General features: G+C 45.0%; 10 protein-coding genes. All 10 read right to left on the bottom strand.

Annotated elements, in window-relative coordinates; all coding sequences use genetic code 11:
• Positions 1 to 8: 8 nt before the first annotated feature.
• Positions 9 to 863, bottom strand: a complete 855-nt coding sequence (locus tag DXB58_RS02220) for a DUF4886 domain-containing protein (protein WP_122135777.1) — start codon at positions 861 to 863, stop codon at positions 9 to 11.
• Between the two features lie 27 nt (positions 864 to 890).
• The gene (locus DXB58_RS02215) at positions 891 to 2711 is read right to left on the bottom strand and encodes a DUF4886 domain-containing protein (protein WP_122135776.1); all 1821 of its coding nucleotides are present in this window, start codon (positions 2709 to 2711) and stop codon (positions 891 to 893) included.
• Between the two features lie 8 nt (positions 2712 to 2719).
• Positions 2720 to 4513 carry a glycoside hydrolase family 2 protein gene (locus DXB58_RS02210; RefSeq protein ID WP_122135775.1) on the bottom strand — a complete coding sequence of 598 codons (1794 nt, stop codon included), beginning with the start codon at positions 4511 to 4513 and terminating at the stop codon, positions 2720 to 2722.
• Between the two features lie 28 nt (positions 4514 to 4541).
• The gene (locus DXB58_RS02205; RefSeq protein ID WP_122135774.1) at positions 4542 to 5843 is read right to left on the bottom strand and encodes an acetylxylan esterase; all 1302 of its coding nucleotides are present in this window, start codon (positions 5841 to 5843) and stop codon (positions 4542 to 4544) included.
• Positions 5844 to 5868: 25 nt separating this feature from the next.
• Complete coding sequence (locus tag DXB58_RS02200; RefSeq protein WP_122135773.1) at positions 5869 to 7935, bottom strand: alpha-galactosidase; 2067 nt, start codon at positions 7933 to 7935, stop codon at positions 5869 to 5871.
• A complete protein-coding gene (locus DXB58_RS02195; protein WP_008646516.1) occupies positions 7928 to 9808 on the bottom strand; it encodes an FAD-dependent oxidoreductase in 1881 nt (626 codons plus the stop codon). The genes DXB58_RS02200 and DXB58_RS02195 overlap by 8 nt, the downstream gene beginning before the upstream one ends.
• Positions 9809 to 9828: 20 nt before the next feature.
• On the bottom strand, positions 9829 to 11430 hold the full coding sequence (locus DXB58_RS02190; RefSeq protein WP_004302514.1) for a hypothetical protein: 1602 nt from the start codon (positions 11428 to 11430) through the stop codon (positions 9829 to 9831).
• 88 nt (positions 11431 to 11518) lie between these two features.
• Complete coding sequence (locus tag DXB58_RS02185) at positions 11519 to 13162, bottom strand: SusE domain-containing protein (protein ID WP_004302515.1); 1644 nt, start codon at positions 13160 to 13162, stop codon at positions 11519 to 11521.
• Between the two features lie 20 nt (positions 13163 to 13182).
• A complete protein-coding gene (locus DXB58_RS02180; RefSeq protein ID WP_004302516.1) occupies positions 13183 to 14904 on the bottom strand; it encodes a RagB/SusD family nutrient uptake outer membrane protein in 1722 nt (573 codons plus the stop codon).
• Between the two features lie 17 nt (positions 14905 to 14921).
• A complete protein-coding gene (locus DXB58_RS02175; RefSeq protein WP_004302517.1) occupies positions 14922 to 18311 on the bottom strand; it encodes a TonB-dependent receptor in 3390 nt (1129 codons plus the stop codon).
• Positions 18312 to 18316: the final 5 nt, after the last annotated feature.

Raw genomic sequence — 18316 nt, 5'->3', positions numbered from 1 at the left:
GCTTCTTTTTATTGTCTTTCAGATAAATCAGTCACCTTATACGGATGCTTCACTGCTGCATGAGCAGCTTTCTGGGCAACAGCTTTTCGAGCCTCATCCAAGCTCTCCGGGGCATAAGGATTTCCGATTACATTGCGTTTGAAGATACGTTCGAACCAAGTGCAGGCAGCAGTATAACGTCCGACTTTCACATCCAGATGATATCCGTCCCGGTTCATATGATCGCCAATGAAAGAGGTACGGGCATTCTGTATGGCAGTGCCCGTAGGGATAATCATCTTAATCTTATATGCCTTACCTGCTTTTTTCACTGCATCTACAATTGCGTGATACATCGTCAGCTGATCGCGGTTGTAGTTTTTAAATCCACCGTGATTGGAAGTGGATGCATAGGCCCAAGTCTGGTGCAGCATCAACTTTGTTTTCTTGGGAAGACGGGCTTTTACATACTCGATGAGCTCGGGAAGAGAGGCTTCATACGTCTCATACATTCCGGAAAAAGTACTTGCCTGTTGCAGGCTGACATAATCCCAGTCTTCATCCGCCAACACCATTTCCAAAGACATTTTGCCTTTTTCCCGTTTCTTTCCATCCGTACCGATTTTCCGGTAGGCATAGGCAGGAGCATTTTCACGTGCATTCTTCACATGGCGTTCCAGAGAACAGCCACCAATAAACATATTGCCGATTATGGTTGAAATGCCTTCGGCTTCCGCAAGTTCATGCAGATATTGCTCCACGGCATCTTGGGAAAAACTGTTGCCAATGGCAAGTATTCTGACCGTTTTTTGCTGGGCATATGCTCCTCCGGCAAGAAGGAGCAGTATGCACATACAAATCACTATATTTCTATATTGCTTCATTGTAATCAATATGATAAAAAACAAACCTTATTTCGCCAGGCTAATGCATAGTGCATTGATATGTCCTTCCGCGGCACTACCGGTATCAATCCCTTTCACCTCGACAATGACCTTTCCCTCCGAATCCGGTTCTACATTCTCAAACTTGGCAATGTACTCCTCGAAGTTTGCGGCAGCAAACGAGGCAGCATCCTTGATACCTGTCTTCACTTCTTTAACCGCACTCTCCGTTTTACCTACCAATTTATAAGAAGAGATACGGGCGTCTTTGCTTCCATTGAAACGGATGGCTAAAATAGTGAAATTATATTTCCGGGCTACATCCAGTTGAGAGATTTCTATTCTTCCTGGACCTACATCACCCTGGTTTTTCTCTCCTTTCACTAACAAACCGTCTTTCCATGCAGTCAGAGGAAATTCCACGCCATCCACCGTCACTGGGCTAGCCGGTTCGGAACCGACTCCGGCATGAGTCGCAGTAAATCCGTCAAGCACTCTGACACCAATATTCGTATAATTGTTTTCCGCATCTTTTATCCAGCTGGTGGTTGAACTTTCCTGATGAGAAGTTATATTATTCCACGGAGTGGCAGAAAGTGAAGTCGGACCGAAATCAATATAGATGGGGGCTTTCAAGTCGGTGTCAGATATCTCCGGTTGCTTGAAGTCAACCAAATCGGTCACTTCATCAGGTTTCTGCACAGCGTAATGGGCAGCATTTTGTGCAATCTTCACTACCTGCGGGTCAATCGTTTCGGGAGCATACGGGTTGCCAACAACGTTTTGTCCCGTAATCATCTCAAACCAGGTGCAGGCAGCGGTATATCGCCCGTAAGTAACCTCCAGATGATAACCGTCACGGTTGAATGCATCACCCAGGAATGAGGTGCGGCCGTTCTGTATGGCTGTCCCCGAAGGAATCAACAGGCTCAAATCCGTATGATCCGTCATAGCCTGTCGTGCAGCCGTTACGATGGAAGAATACATCGTCATCTGGTTGCTATCATAATCAGGGAAACTTTCATGAGTGGAACTGGAAGCGTATGCCCAAGTCTGATGCCACAGCAGTTTAGCTTTCGGACAACGTTCCTTTATTCCTGCAATCAAATCAGCCAATACCGTATATGTTTCGTATTTACCGGATTTACCGCTCGCCTGTTGCAGACTGATATAATCCCAGTTTTCATCCGCCAATCCCTGTGATAGTTTATAACCGGTTTTACCTACTTTCTCGCCTTTTACTATTTTACGATATTCATAAGCAGCGGCATCCGACTGGAAGTTAGCCCAATGCTTATCCAGGTCACAGCCGCCAATATACATATTTCCGATAATTAACTCATAGCCTGCCGCTTCTGCCAGTTCATACAGATATTGCTCAACGGCATCCTGCGAGAAACTATTGCCAATTGCCAGTATTCGTATGGCATTTTGCTTTACAGTCACCGGAATTGTAGCAACTAGCGGTTTTGTATTTGTAGGACATTCGATAGAAATCGCTGTGCTACCGTCCGCAACACCCGTAATAATAATGCTATTATTATCTTCGCTGACAGCTACTGTAGCGATGTTTGCATCTTTGGAAGTACAGATATATTCCGGTTTCAGCTCTTCTTCACCACCAACCGATACGTTCAGAGTGACAGATTCACCAGTCATGACAGTGACTTCCTTAGAAGCAACCACCATCCAGTTTCCATCTACATATACTATTTTTTCTTCTGTCTGGGTTACAATCTTCTCCGAGTCCGAGCAGGAAACCAACGAACTGCCAACAGAAAATAACGTTACTAAAAAGAATAATCCGCTCAACAGAAAATTATTCTTTATTCTGAAATGCTTTATCATAAGTACTTTTAGTTATTTCTTTTTTTCATGTAATAATCTCTCATAAGATACCATGCCTTCTTGCGCATTCCCTGATCGGATATTAACCCTTTGCGGTTCCAGCCATCCTGATTAGTGGGGTGGAAACGGAACGGAGAACGGAAGTCGAACAGAATCCAAGGAGATACTCCACGCAGGTTAGGGATATTGTCGAACATACGGATATTATCTCTATACAAACGTGCCTGATACTCTTCACTCCAGGAGCTGACTACATTCTCATCGCCGGACTGACCGTACAGTGCTTCACCACCAAATTCAGAAATAATCAACGGCTTGTCCGTCACTACTTCCCAGATTGCATCTTTCGGTTCAACAGGCCATGGATGATACCAGCCCATATATTTATTGATTGCTACGACATCCAATTGGGAAGTAAAGGAATCTTCCATTACAAAACGCTGTTTCTCACTGTTAAAGCGCACAAGGTCAAAAGCGGCGACATACAGACGGGTAGTATCCAGTTGTTTGCCTGTTTCAAGCAGGGAAGTCAAAAAATCATTCCGTTCTTTGGAAGGCTGTGTTTCATTGGCAACACCCCAGTAACCTACTGCACAACGATTCTGATCGCGCTTTATCATTTCAGAAAGCATCTTCTGTGCTTTCTTACGGGTATCTTTGTCTGTAAAGTCAATGCCTTGCCAAATAGGAATTTCCTGCCAGAGAAGGAAACCCATCTTTTCTGCCAAGCGTACCGTGTATTCATTCTGCGGATAATGTGCCAGACGAATCATGTTCACACCAAGCGCCTTAGCTTCATTCAGCAACATGGCTGCATCGGCTTCCGAGAAAGCACGTCCCATGCGCTGCGGAATCTCCTCATGGAAAGAGATGCAACACATAAATGTCGGTTTCCCGTTCAGGTAAATATCCGTTCCTTTCACTGTGATGTTACGGAAGCCTATTTGTTCCTCCACGCGGTCGGTATTTGAAGAGATGCTCACACCATAGAGTTTCGGTTCTTCGGGCGACCAGCGTTGCAGTTTCTTTGCATTCAATACGGTTTCCGCTTTTCCTTCCGCATCAGTGGTAAGTTCCGCATTGATTTTAAGTTCGGGGATGGCGACTGTCACCTTTTCACCTGCCTTTTTATCAGAAAGACGTACACGGGCAATGATCCGGTCGGGAGCATTTTTATCCAGTTGGATAAAGTAATCTTCTATAAATGTGCGGGGAGTTTTCACCAGCAACACATCTCTTGTGATGCCGCCATAATTCCACCAATCGAACGCCATAGCAGGAATGGCGTCCTTGGTACGACGATTGTTCACTTCTATTGCCAGGAAGTTATCGCCATCTTTCAACAGGTCCGTCACTTCTACTTGGAAAGGGGTAAAACCACCTTCATGTTCTGCTATTTCTTTTCCGTTCAGGTAGACTTTGCAACGATAGCTAACAGCACCAAAATAAAGAAACTGACGCTTGTCTGCCAGACGTTTGGCATCAAAATGACGCGCATACCATACAGTACCCTCATAATATTTCAGTTCGGGCGACTGCGAGTTCCAGTCTCCCGGGACATTAAGACGCAAGCCGCCTTCGAATGCATATTCGTAGAAATCAGTATTTCCTTTCGGTTGCTGATTTTCATAGATTTTCATTCGTTGTCCCTGGTCGTACAGGTCGATAATGGCATTCCATTTACCATTCAGTGAATGAATGTCACGACCGTAGACATTCGTTATCAGTTCTTGTGCCGCAACGCTTCCTGCAAAAGCGATCAGCAACAACAGACATAGATTTAATTTCTTACCTATTTTCATTTATCTATTAGTTTGTGGTATTTATACATTATTCGTTTCTCGATTCATTCTTCAGGAAATTCATCACCCAGTTCCAGGCAGCACTCCACTGCTCTGCATAGGCATAATGGGCAGTCGTTTCGGCCACGAACAACTCTTTCGGAGCATTAATCATGTTGTAAGCCGAATAAGTGGTAGTAGGCGGACAGACCATATCATTATAACCGAAAGTATAGAATCCCGGTACTTTAACCTGCCGGGCAAAGTTGACTACATCAAAATACTGAATGGTTTTAATCTTCTCCGGTGTCCGGTTCCTTTCATCCTTAAACATGTGCGGCCAACCTCCTGCGCGACCATGAGCATAGCCTGCAATATCACACAAAGCCGGATAGAAAGAAACTAATCCTTTGACACGGTTATCCAGTCCGGCAATCACTATGGAAAGTGCTCCGCCCTGGCTTCCACCGAAAGTTGCCAGATTACCATTAAATTCGGGAAGTGTGTAAATGAAATCAATGGCTCTTACACAGCCTGTATAAACCCGTTTATAATAATACTTATCCCGATCGTCCGTGTTGAATGAATGGTAATTCTTCAAGGCCCCGTTATAAAGTCGGTGATATACATCTCCCGTCAGGTTGACCGGAATGCCGTGAATGCCGATCTCCAAAATGATAAAACCATTTCCGGCACGTTCAGGCTCTCCGTTATATGCGCGGATACCTGCACCCGGTACTTTCAAGATGGCCGGATATTTTCCGAGAGCTTTCGGCACACAAAGGATGCCATACATACGGGATGCATAGTCATTATTCGCAAAAGAAACATGATATACATTCACTTTGTCCGTACACTTTTCCGGCAATAAAGTCATTATAGGTTCCAGCGCCCACTTTTCAGCGGCTTCTTTGGTGCTCTTCCAGAATTCAAGAAAATCGGCGGGCAACGGAGTAGTCGGTTGTAGCTTCTCCGGATCAAAGCCGACGGTAGCTACACCTTCATATTCACGCCCTTGATAACTGACAAAAGCACGGCAACGCAGGAAACCCTCTTTTTTCATTGTACCTGCATTAATTTCGAGCTTTTCATTCTTCAAAGGTTGTTTACCTGTCTGATGAGGTTTCATCATATCTTCCGAAATCTCATAACGCACTTCCAGATGATCCTGTGGAATATTGCATTTCAGTACAGCTACTTTGAATTTCACTTTTTCTCCCGGTTGATACAACCAATTGGTGTGGTCGGGAGTGACCAGCACTTGAATCAGCCTTTCCGCCGGTTGCCCGTACACAACGAATTGCACGGCAACAAACAAAGCAAGAAAAACAGAACGCAAACTTTTTATCATAATTCCATTATTGTTTATAGTCTTTTCATGGTTTTACCTGATATTGATAAAGAGTGAAAGAATTCTTATCATTCAGCTCGAAACTTACTTTACCCTGTACACCAACTTCAGCAACAAACTTTTTGCCATTTCCCATCAAAGGAGTAAAAGTTACCTTCTTGCCTTCCGGAAGCCAAGTATCAATGGTTCTTTTGGCTATATCATTGTCTTCGCGGTAAATAATGAGATAACCTTGCGTGTCAGAGACTATTGATTGAAATCCTGTCCACGAGCGTCCCGAAGGTTCTTCACCAATGGGTAATATGATGCCTTGATGAAATTGAAGTTGCAAGGGTTGATATTCCTTGAGCAGAGTTGCCGTAGCATAAGCCTCTTCGGGCAGGTTCGAAGCCTCCATCCAAGCCAATGGCTGTGCCGCCAGGGTGATGGCGAAGAGGTAGTCGAAACTATAACGAGCGGGAGCAAATGGATCGGTAGTGCTGTACTTATCGGCATTACGCCATTTATTAAGGAATTCTATCTGCATCTTCTCGGCCGGTACATAGCGAGACAGCATCCAAAGATTACGCAAGGTGCGATAAGGATAATAGTTGCCCCAATCGGTATAACGGTTTTCCAGGAAGATATTGCCATACTCATTCATATAATGATATCCACCGCGACGACCGGCAGTGGCATCGAGGTTGAAAATCACCTCATGGTTGGTTTGTGCTAACACGGTATCAAACAACCGGCGTAAATTCTGTTCGGCTGTTTTAGTAGGTATTTGTAAGCCATCTATCTTGAAACAGCAGATGCCATACTCCTTGTAAAGCCCGATAATAACTTGCGCATCTTTTTGCCAATCGGCAAAATCATTCTGTATACTAGGATTGAACCATAATCCGATACGAATACCCAATTTCTTTCCTTTCTCTACAATGCGTTTCAGTCCATGAGGGAATTTCGTGGGGTTGGGCGTCCAGTAATCGGCATTTTTCCAAATATCTTTAAAGCTGCCTCCGGCTGTCTTTGAGTTGGGGCTTTTTCCGCTCTGCCAACCATCGTCCAGTTGAAAGAGGGTGACACCCAGACGTGCGGCACGGTCTAGCTCGGCCAGACAGAAAGCCTCATCTATTTTAGCATCCTGACTACGGTCGCCCCAGGTATTGAGCATAATCATCTCATCCTGTGCGGCGGTGTGGTGGCGCAGTTGTTTTTGATAAAGGCGCAATGCTGTTAGTGCTTCTTGTTCATCTCCGGTATAGACACCGGTAACGCATCCATAAACACGAGTCCAGCTATCCGGTTTCACATCATCAGATGCAATACCCAAACCCACTACCATAAAATCGCTAAAGTCGGCCACGAAGTCGGAACCATTATAATGTAATTGGGTACTGCTGCAAGGAGCCTCTTTCAAGAAAAAGAAACCTTGCCGGGTAGCCACATCGTGAGCAAAAAGCAGATTACCACGATAGGTATTGCGACGGTAAGGAAGCCAGGTACGTTCTGTCACCAGATTGTCGTTCCAATCAGTATAGTCGAAGAACTCTACCGTACGGGCACGCCAATGATTACCGGAGAGTTGCAATCTGTCGATCGTCGGAGTTTTCACCCCCGTAGTCATATCGGCTGTGTGCTCTATATTTTTACGATCGGCATTAGAACGATTGTCATCTTTATTCTGGTTAAGTTCTACTTGTCCTTTCAGATAGGTATCACAGGCAATGGCGGGACAGTCTGCATAAATGCGATAGCGGCGTTCTATACTTAGAGAACCGATGGTGCAAGCCACAGTGGCTTGCAGATAGCTGGCATGTATACCATTCGTTGGAATCTCATTCACAGTGAAAGTAGCAGCAGTAGGGATGCCTTTCACAATCGAGAAGTCGGGCTCTTTGCCTTGAGCCGGAATTATTTTTCCACATAGCTTATCGGTGAGGCTAATGGTGACAGGTGTACCATTATTCCACAGCATGGTACGCTCCATGTAGTTATTGCCCATACGTAGTGTATCACCTTTCAGGAAAGCATAATAGTGCTGTCCCCCCCAAAGCGGCAATCCCAATATGGTTGAGAGAAATATCGTGATAATACTTTTTTTACTCATAGTTTGTCTGCGGTTTGATGTAAGCCGGAGCCTCCAACAACTTGTTGGGTTCGTTGAAACGTTGGTTATCGGGTACATTGTGTTTGCCCAAGCCTGCCTGCATAAGCTGCTTTAATTCGGGCAGATGATGATGATAGATATCACGCGGTTCTACGCCATGCTTATGACAGAGTCCGGCTGCCATACCTACTACTTCGCCCATCATACCAGTAGTACGCATCACACGCACCGTACCCAAGGCTACGTGTGTGCAACTCATATTACGACCTGCCATAAAGAGGTTATCCACATTGCGCGAATAAAGACAACGATAAGGGACAGCGTAAGGATGAATCCAACGATGCACCGTTGCCGACTTGAATTCATTATCAGGAAAACGCACACTGTTCACGCTATCGGGGAAGTGGAGGTCGATACTCCAAGTGGTAGTAAACGAAGCATCCTCGTGTGCCACATTTTTGTCTATATCGTCTTGTGCTAACACATAGTCGCCCAGAAGGCGGCGAGATTCACGTTTACCGGAAACATACGCCACCCAATCGAGTGAACGGTTGGCATACTTTTTACGATCCGCATAGTGATTCTTCAGATAGCTCCAATTGGAATATACCACCAAAAGTCCATAGTCGCGTATGCGTTCAGCCTCGGTGATTTGATTACGGTTCATTCCTGTTTCCCATTTCCATTCGCCCATAGTTACAGGCTCGCAATTATCAGCGCCAAAGCGCATACCATATTCGAAGCGGGGGAAAGAGGTCTTCTTCTTCATGTCCTTGCTATACCATTGTACCGATGCGCCCATCACTAGCGAGTCGGGCTGCTCGGGAGCGAGACTTTCGCCATATTCATCGCGACCTTCACGTCCCATAGTCCAATCGGCACCGGCTAAGTAGCCTATGGTAGCATCGCCAGTGCAGTCACTAAAAAGAGGAGCGGTAAGTTCGGTTTGTTCACCCGTCTCAATATGTTGAATAGTGACTGATGCTATGCGATCACCCTGCATCTTTACGGCCACAGCACGTTGCGAAGCATAAAGGGTGATATTCTTTTCGGCAGCTATAAAGTCTTCCTTTTTCTGATCTTCATAATAGTCACCCGGTTGGGCATTACCGGAACGTTCATGACCGAATTCGCGTATCATACGGCCTAACCCCTCGTTGGGCCCCTTTTCGATGATACCACCCAGGTGTACACGTATCTCCGACGAGTTATTACCACCCAATACAGGACGATCGTTCACTAATGCCACCCTACAACCTAACCGGGCAGCAGCCGTAGCGGCACACATGCCGGCTACACCTCCTCCCACTACCACAAAGTCGTACTGATGGGTGGGCACCGTTTGTTGTTGTTGCAAGCGGGCACGAAGTGCAGCTGTCTCTGCCTCGCCCCATGCAGTGGGTTGCGCATTCATATCAGTCGTGAGATAGATGGCATCACAACGACCATTAAAACCTGTAAGGTCTTTCAAAGCAAGGGTGATAGTACCTGCTTTTAATACGACCTTGCCGGCGGACTGCCATTGCCAGGAATTACCGGTGTGTCCCAACGTAGTTTTCAGTAACTTACCACCTAAAGCCAGACGAAACTTTCCGGGCCCTTCGGCATCGGTCCAAGGTGAAGTCCAGTTGTAGGTGCGGGCATATACATAGTAAGTGCCCGCCTGGGGAATATTGATTTCTGCCGTAGCATCGGCCACAGGAATACCCATGCCATGTGCCATGAGATAGGGTGAACCCATTTGATCCATGAACTGCTGGTCGAGCACCCAGCCGCCTCGCTGGCTGAAGCTTTCTGCTTCGATGAGCAGTTCTCCGGCTACAGCCACAAGGCTACAGGCTACGGCTATGCATGTCAGTAAGATTTTTTTCATCATAGCACAGCGTTTTTTAATTATTGAATAGTTATATCACCCACTTTCACCCAACCTTTGGAGGTTTGATACTCATCGCGGGCTGAAATTAAGATACCAATGGCATTCTCTTTGGTAGTATCTACCAATCCTACTGCCCAAATGTAATTCCCTGCGGCTACATCAGTGAGTTTGATATTAGTAGTGTAAGTCTTGGGAGCTCCCTTCATCCAAGTGGCAATGTTTGCTTTGTCTTCTATATAGATGCGGACGGGCTCCTCTGTATTCTTATCGAGCAGAGCGATAGCAAGTTTGTACTTGTCACCATACTGCGGCAAATTGGTAGGACAGTAACCCCAACCCAAGTTCGACCAGCGGTGAGTAAGTGATACACTACTGCCACTACGAGCTATAGTAGGAATAGACAGACGGTCGGGATAGAGACGGTAACCACCTTCGGCAATAAACTCCTTCACCAAATGGAAAGCTGTATTGAACCAAGAATGAGTTTCACCTTTGTTCACGTTGGTATCAAAGCGGAGGTCCATCATGTTGACATAACCACCCTTGGCTTCATCATATTCTCCCTGGCGCACCTCGGCAAAATTCTTGTAACCATCGCCGGCAATAGAACCACCGTGTGATGATTCTACCCAACCACCTTCCATAGTAATAGGTACGATACCATGATAGGTAGTACTGATGCCACGCTCCCAATCCTTATAATATTGCTTCATGCCGAAAGCATCGTGACGCAAACAGAAGCCTTTAGCTACGGCACGTTTCACCATATCGGCAGCTACATCGGTATCGGTATCACTAAACTCTTTGCCACTAAGCAAACAGCGATGATAATTAATCATGATAGGCACTTTAGTGAAAAGGCGTGACATTACGTCTGTAATCCATTCAAATACTGCTTGTCTAGGAGCTTCATCACCTGTAGAGTATTTCAGGGTGTGAGTCTCGCCCCATTTGCCTAATCCAAAACCACTCACAAATTGAGTGACATCAGGATCATTGTATTTGGCTGCAAAAGCAGTAAGGAACTCTTCATACTCCCTCTGGAAAATGGGATCGTCCGGATAAGGTGTCCATACGTTTACACTACCGGTAGTAGTGGTAAATCCTTCAGCACCGGCCTCTTTTACATAATCGGGACAGGCATCTTCATGTTTGTCACGACTATCACACACAAAGGTAAAGGCGAGCTTCAAGTTTCGTTCTTTAGCTCCTTCCACCAGCATACGAAAACGCTTGGCAGGTTCGGTCTGTACACTTTCATCCCATACATATTTGCCTTTTTCAGGATTAAAGTTACTCCAAAGACCACGAACGTAGAGCGTATTACCATAGTCAGATACCTTCACAGTACCTTCTGACGACTCGAAGTTATCATAAAGATCCCAGAAATCCATCATCATACCACTTCCAATACCCGCGTAAATGACCCATCCACTCATAGGGTTACGCTGCAGTTGGTAGCGTTCGGGCATGATATTGACGGTCGTGTTGCCTTCAATGTTCCAACTATAATCGGTTATAGGGGCATCATCGTCTGAACAAGCAGTGCCAATGAAAGGCGTAGTAGCCAGCAGACACATCGACAAGGTCTTGATGCTGTTTTTTATTATTTTGTTCATAAAATATATCTCGTTTATTGTTATCATTTAAAGGTAGAATAAGAAGTGAAGTGATAAAAGCTCCACCTCTTATTCTTTCATTTTGGATTTATTTAATATCAAAGAGTACAGTGTTGTTCTCCAGGTCCACTACCACATAGTTACAGCCCTCCGGGATGAGGAAATAAGCATAGCGGTTATTGCCCTGACCTGTTACGGCTCCTTCTATCTTACCTGCTGTTACTGTGGTGTATCCATTGTAGCTATTACGAACAGCATCAGCAGTAGAACCAACGAACCATCCGTTATTAGCATATCGCAGCGTGCTGAAGTTCACCCAACCGGCATTTGTCTTCCCATAATTATCCTTATATTCATTACGTGGCAATACATCACCTTTATAAACGAATACTTTCGGATTGGCAACACTCTGAATAAGATTATACTTCACTTGACAGTACTTGAAGCTTTTTCCGGTTTCTTCATCAATACCCGAATCGTAAGCAAAACTATTGAAACCACCATACATGTGCAGTACATTGACTTCCTGACTCCATGGGTTTTTCCCCAGTTCGGTATTGTTGAACGATACGGTGAGTGGTTTCAGATCGGTAGCGGTCGAATAGATGGTAATAGATTTCTCCTCCTTATTCAATACAATGCGGTAAGTTCCATCGGCCGGAATTGTCCAATATTGTTTATCCACTTTGCTAATGAGTACTTGTCCGAATGTTGACAATTGACCATCTTCGATGTCATGACTATCAGCTATTTCCGGTACAATGGCCATCGCTTGTTCACCTTCGAAGGTGAGCGGGATGTAAAGGTTACCAGCTTTCAGTGCACCACGCCAAGCATAGATCTGGTCATTTTCGAGGGCTTGAGCCATCTCAATCTGTTCCCCACCTACGGCACTACCAGCCAGGAATATTTGGTCGGCTTCAACTACAGCACCAGCTTCTACTATCTTCACCGTCTGTTTACTCATATTCACAGTGATACGATAGGTAGCTGCAGATGGAATTAACCATGAATTGGCTTCAGCGCGATCGGATATGACGCCTGCCATTTCACCTGTGGTGATGGGGGCATCGGCGGTTTCCGGGCCAATGGCATTCAATTCGTCGGCATAGTCAACGGGGAAGTTTATCTTACCGGCAACTAAAGCCCCTTCGTAACTATAAATTCTGTTTGTCTCGTCTTTCAGCGTCATCTTAATATTATCATCGCCTACGGCAGTACCTCCCACATAAAGGTTATCAGCTTTATACTGTTTGGGGCCATAAGTTTTAAACTTCACCGTTGCAGTAGCAATATCGGGCACCATAAGACGGGGACCTTCAAAGTTGGCTGTAACAGTAAAAAGGACTTCGCCAATGGTACTGGTGGTAAGACCGAAGTAATCGACCAATATATCCTGCATCTCTTTGTTGGTGTACGAGCGAAGAAATTCACCATCATCATCAAATTCCTTGATATTTGCAACATCGCTACCGATAAGCTGCATCTCGTATTTATAAGTTGTGATATAATCTTCACCAAAATTGTGAGCGGTGCTCCACTTCAACGTAAAAGCTGTCTCGTTGGGTTTACTTTCATCGAGCTTAATATATTCGCCCGAAGGAGTCAACTCAATCTCCGACTGGTTGCGTGAGGCAGTATTGTCTATCTCCTCTTCGCACGAGGTGGCAAGCATGCTCATCATTCCCACAGCCACCATTCCAAGGTTTCTATATAAATGCATTGTTTTCATGTTCGTAATAGTTTATAGGATTAATAACCCGGATTGTTGGGTAACAAGTTGGGACACAACTCCACATCATGTGTAGGCAGCGGCCACAAATATTCGCGTTCGGGGAAGATGCGTTTAGCACCCTGCGAACAATAACCGGCATTAAAGAGAGCTGCAAAGTCTGCTAAACCATCTTCGTCGATTTGCGGAGTCATTCCCCAGAACCAGAGGTTCTTGTTCACGATATTGTTCAGCAATTCTGTGGGGTCAATAAGCATGATGTAATTGTAACCATTCAATGCTTTTCCTGCCAATTTCCAGCGCATCAAGTCTTGCAGGCGTTGGTTCTCCATAGCAAACTCCATGCGGCGCTCTATACGCAGGGCACGTCGCAGTTCGGTTTGGTTGGTAGTGGTCACGGCAGGATAACTATCAGTAGCTGTTACATTCACACCATAAGCACGAGCACGTACCATATTAATGGCTTTCAGCACACTGTCGTCAATCAGGTTCTGTTCTATCATGGCTTCAGCATAAATCAACAGTACGTCAGCATAGCGCATTATGATATAGTCTTGTTCTACCTTTTGGTCTACTGTCCACGTAGCATCAATACCTTTCTTCCACAACAATCCTGTATATGAACTATATTGATTCACGATACGGGTATCTTGGTTGCTTTGTGTCTTACCTGTGGTATAGTTCATTACAGTTTTAGCTGCAGGACTGGGGTCGTATTCGAAACCACAGTGCTCGGTATTGAATTCAACGATGGTCATTGTACAACGCGGGTCACGGTTCTTGAAAGGCTTGCGAGGATCAAACAACGGTGATTCGTCAATAGGTAGCCCGTCAGTACAGAGATATGAGGCCAAGAGGTCCCATGAGGGATTGTATGAGCCATATCCTCCGGCATTACGAGGAAGACCGTTCTTCACAATCCAGGAATCGAGCATCACTTCGTTTTCAATGGAGCGAGGTATCACAAACACTTTCTCGTCATTCAGTTTGGTGCTCTGCTTGAAAAGTTTAGCATAGTCAGGTTCCAAAGAATAGAGTTTAAGATCCATACAAGCTTTGGCGGCTTGTGCAGCTATCTCATAATCACCCATATAGAGGGCAAAGCGCGCTTTCATAGCCAGGGCTGCTCCTTTGGTAGGATGGATATTTTCGTCTTTTCCATAGCTTTCAGGCAAACCGGCAATGGCTTTATCGAAATCAGCATACACCAAAGGAATCACTTCCGCTTTAGGTCTGCGACCACGTTGCAAAGCTTCGGAAATGGTTATAGTCTCTTCCTGATAGGGCACATCACCATAAAAGAAGATCAGTTCAGCATATTTGCAGGCACGACAGAAATAAGCCTCACCGGCATAACGATTATAAACTTCCTCGGTCACAGCACCCTTTGCCTTGTGAATATTTTCGAGCATTGTGTTGGTGCGGGCAATAAGTTTGAATGATTGCTGCCACAAAGCATATACTTCATACTGCTGGCCGTTCAGGGTTCCATCAAGCACGGTTCCACCACTTCCCGGGTTACGGTTCGTCTGACGATAGGTTGTGTTGTCCGACCATTGTTCGGATGAGCTAAGAGGTTCTTGCCAATAACCTAAAATATAGAAATCATTGGAAGCCAAACGCAATTCTGTTTCGGATGTGTACCAAGACTCGGTATTACCTTGCGATTTGGGTACCAAGTCCATGCTCTCGCAAGCAGCAAGACTCAGGCACATTCCGGCTAATAATATCTTTGTTTTCATATTCTATTCCTATTTATTTAAAAGTTAACTTGTATACCCATTACTAAAGAGGTGGTAATAGGATAATCCGATGTACCCATTTCAGGATCCCAACCACTAGGGAAATTGCTCAAACAAAAGAGGTCACTACCACTCACATAGAAGCGGGCACGGTTTATACCGGCTTTTTGTGTCCAACTCTTAGGCAGGGTATAGCCTAATGTGATATTTTTCAAACGGAAGTATGAACCGTTGAACATCCAGAAGTTAGAGGTAGCATAGTTATTGCTCTTCGACACATTCGAAAGGCGGGGATACTTGGCTGCTAAATTCTCTTCAGTAGTATTGAAAGGACTCCAATATTTACCCTCGAGAATGGCTGGTACGTTACCATAGTTATCACGCAAAGGTTGTACCATAGAAGTAGAGAGGTAAGAATTTTGCTTGCCGATGCCTTGGAAAGCAAGACTGAAGTCAATGCCTTTGTACGAAGCGTTAAGGCTACCACCATACTGGAAACGAGGCAGTGAGTTACCCAAAGGTACACGGTCGTATTCGGGACTGATTACGCCATCGGGTACACCATCGGGACCACTGATGTCACGATACTTCAAGTCACCTACTGTAACGGTAGTACTAGTGCGAGCCGAGTTGTTCACTTCTTCTTGAGTTTGATAGATGCCCTCACACACATAACCATAGAATTCATTGAAGAGCACGCCGGCACGTTTAATCTTACCACCGCTGATTTGCTCACCATCATTCATATAATCAATCTTTGAAAGGAAGTCGGAGAAATTCACATTTACACCATACTTAAAATCTCCTATCTGGTCGTTCCATGCCACTTCAATATCATAACCATGAGTAGACATCTTACCTGCATTCGTACTAGGGTTGTTATATCCCATAAAATAAGGGATTTCGATATTCAGCAACATGTCCTTGGTCTCTTTCCAATAGTAATCGAAATGAAACTGCAGACGGTTATTCAAAAAGTTGACATCCAGACCTAAGTCAGTACTGGTAGTCGTTTCCCAAGTAATATCTTCTACAGCCAACACAGCAGGACGAGCAGTTTTATCAGAAACTACACTTCCATCAGCCATATAGAAAAGTGAATTACCAAAACTCATCAAAGCAATGTAGGGGAAGTAGTTGCTGCCGATACGTTCGTTACCTAACATACCCCATGAACCACGCAACTTCAAGAATGAGAGCCAATCCCACTTGAGGTTCTTCATGAACTTCTCTTCACTCGCTACCCAACCAGCTGAAAATGAAGGGAAAGTACCCCAACGATAACCTTTGGCAAAACGTGAACTACCATCGTGACGCACGTTAGCCTGGAACAGGTAACGATCGGCATACGAATAAATAACACGGCCAAAAACAGAGTTTGAAGTATACTCTGAACCTGTACCGCTATTGGTTTGGAAATCTTCCGAACCGATATTGAGGTAAGGATAACCGGTCAGTTCATATTTATCGCGCGCAGCACCGAGACTTTCGCTCTTCATATAGTAGTTTTCGAAACCGGCCATTACTGTGAGATTATGACTGCCAAAGGTTCCCATATAGTTGGCAATTGCCTGGCTAGTGACATTATAATCATCGTTACGAGTTTCTGTGAGCGAATTGGTAGTCCAAGTGCTCCCGGAGTCGAAATAACCGCCAAAGGTTTCGGGATCATCGGGCAAGGTGTATCCACATGAATTTTTAAACGCTTTCTTCTTTTGATAGTTGATAAAAGGAGATACGATACCCGAGATGCTTAGTCCCTTGATAGGCTTGAAGGTTAGCGAACCTTTACCTGCCACCTGCGTACTGTGAGCTACCGAATTACCACCGGCTACAAGCAATCCATAAGGATTTGCACCACTCTTACCCGAAGCTAAACGACCATCATCCCAGGTTGCGGGGTAAATGGCGGGCATTTTACGCATGGTATCAAAGGGGTCATAGTTTGTGGCAGTACTCTTAGCATGACGGATATTTACGTCTATTTGAGCACTAAGTTTATCATTGATATTAAAGTCGTTGTTCGAACGGAACATGTAGCGTTGGAAACCACGACCGTCATAAAGACCGTCTACTTCGTCATACGAAAGGGTAGCTACCGACTTTACCGCTTTGTTACCGCCTGATACAGAGAGAGTATGAGTCATACGGGGAGCACTTGACTTCAAAATCAGATCAGTCCAATCGGTAATGGGGTAGTTGTTCGGATCAGTAGCATTATACTTCACCCAATTCTTGGTTTTGTCAGCCGTATATTCTTGGAAAAAACCACCAGTAGGGTTATCGTTGTATTTCAACTCGTTGCTCATCTCCAAGTAGCGAGTGACTCCCACCATACTAGGTTGTTTGGTAGGAATTTCCCAACCAAATTCAGCATTATATTTCAGATTGATTTTACCGGTATCGTTACCGCGCTTGGTAGTAACTAAGATAACACCAGCAGCAGCTTTCGAGCCATAGATACTGGCAGCCGCAGCATCTTTCAATACAGATATGCTCTCTACATCATTAGAATTCACATAGTCGAGCGAACTCTGCACACCGTCTACAATCACTAACGGGCTCGATTCACCCATAGTGGTAATACCACGCACACGAATAGAGGCGGCTCCTGCACCGGGAGCAGAGCTATTACGCGTCACCATCACACCCGAGAGTGATCCTTGCAATGCATTGGAAAGCATGGCTGTACGCTTGTTCACCAGCTCTTCTCCCTTCACGGCTGCCACCGCACCGGTAAGGTCTTTCTTCTTTACCACACCGTAACCGATAACAACTACTTCGTTGAGCGCTCTGCTAGCTTCTTCCATTACTATGGCATACATATTTTTGCTATCTATCCGCACGATTTTATCCACAAAGCCCACATAGCTAATGAGCAATTCGCTACCCTCGGGAACGTCTATCTGAAACTTACCATCAAGGTCGGTGATAGTAGCTGCATCACTACCTTTCACACGAACCGTAGCACCAATCATCGGAAGATCAGTTGCATCGACTACCTGACCAGAGATGCGCTTCGCCTTTTTCACTTGAGTAGTAGCCTTTTTAGAAGGATTAGCAGTGATGGTTACTTGACGGTTCTGAATGGTATATTTCAAATCGGCTAGCCGACATACTTCCGTCAAAATAGCATCGATCGACTTTCCTTTCAACTCGATGTTCACTTTGTTGTTGAGACGATCTTTTACAGGTTGATCATAGACAAAAACATATTGGCTATGTTTTTCAATGTAGTCGAACACTTGTTTCACTGTCGAATCTTCGGCTTTAAGGATATACATCCCATTTACCTTTTCGAACGAAACAGTCGACGCGCTAGAATAAGCGGGCACAGACAGTAGTCCAGCCAAACAGAAAGCTTTTGCTAAGCTTACCACCGTAGTTGTGATTGTTTTTCGATTCATAATAT

Source organism: Bacteroides sp. OM05-10AA, from assembly GCF_003439055.1.
GTDB lineage: Bacteria > Bacteroidota > Bacteroidia > Bacteroidales > Bacteroidaceae > Bacteroides > Bacteroides intestinigallinarum.
This window is presented reverse-complemented; position numbering and strand designations above follow the sequence as displayed.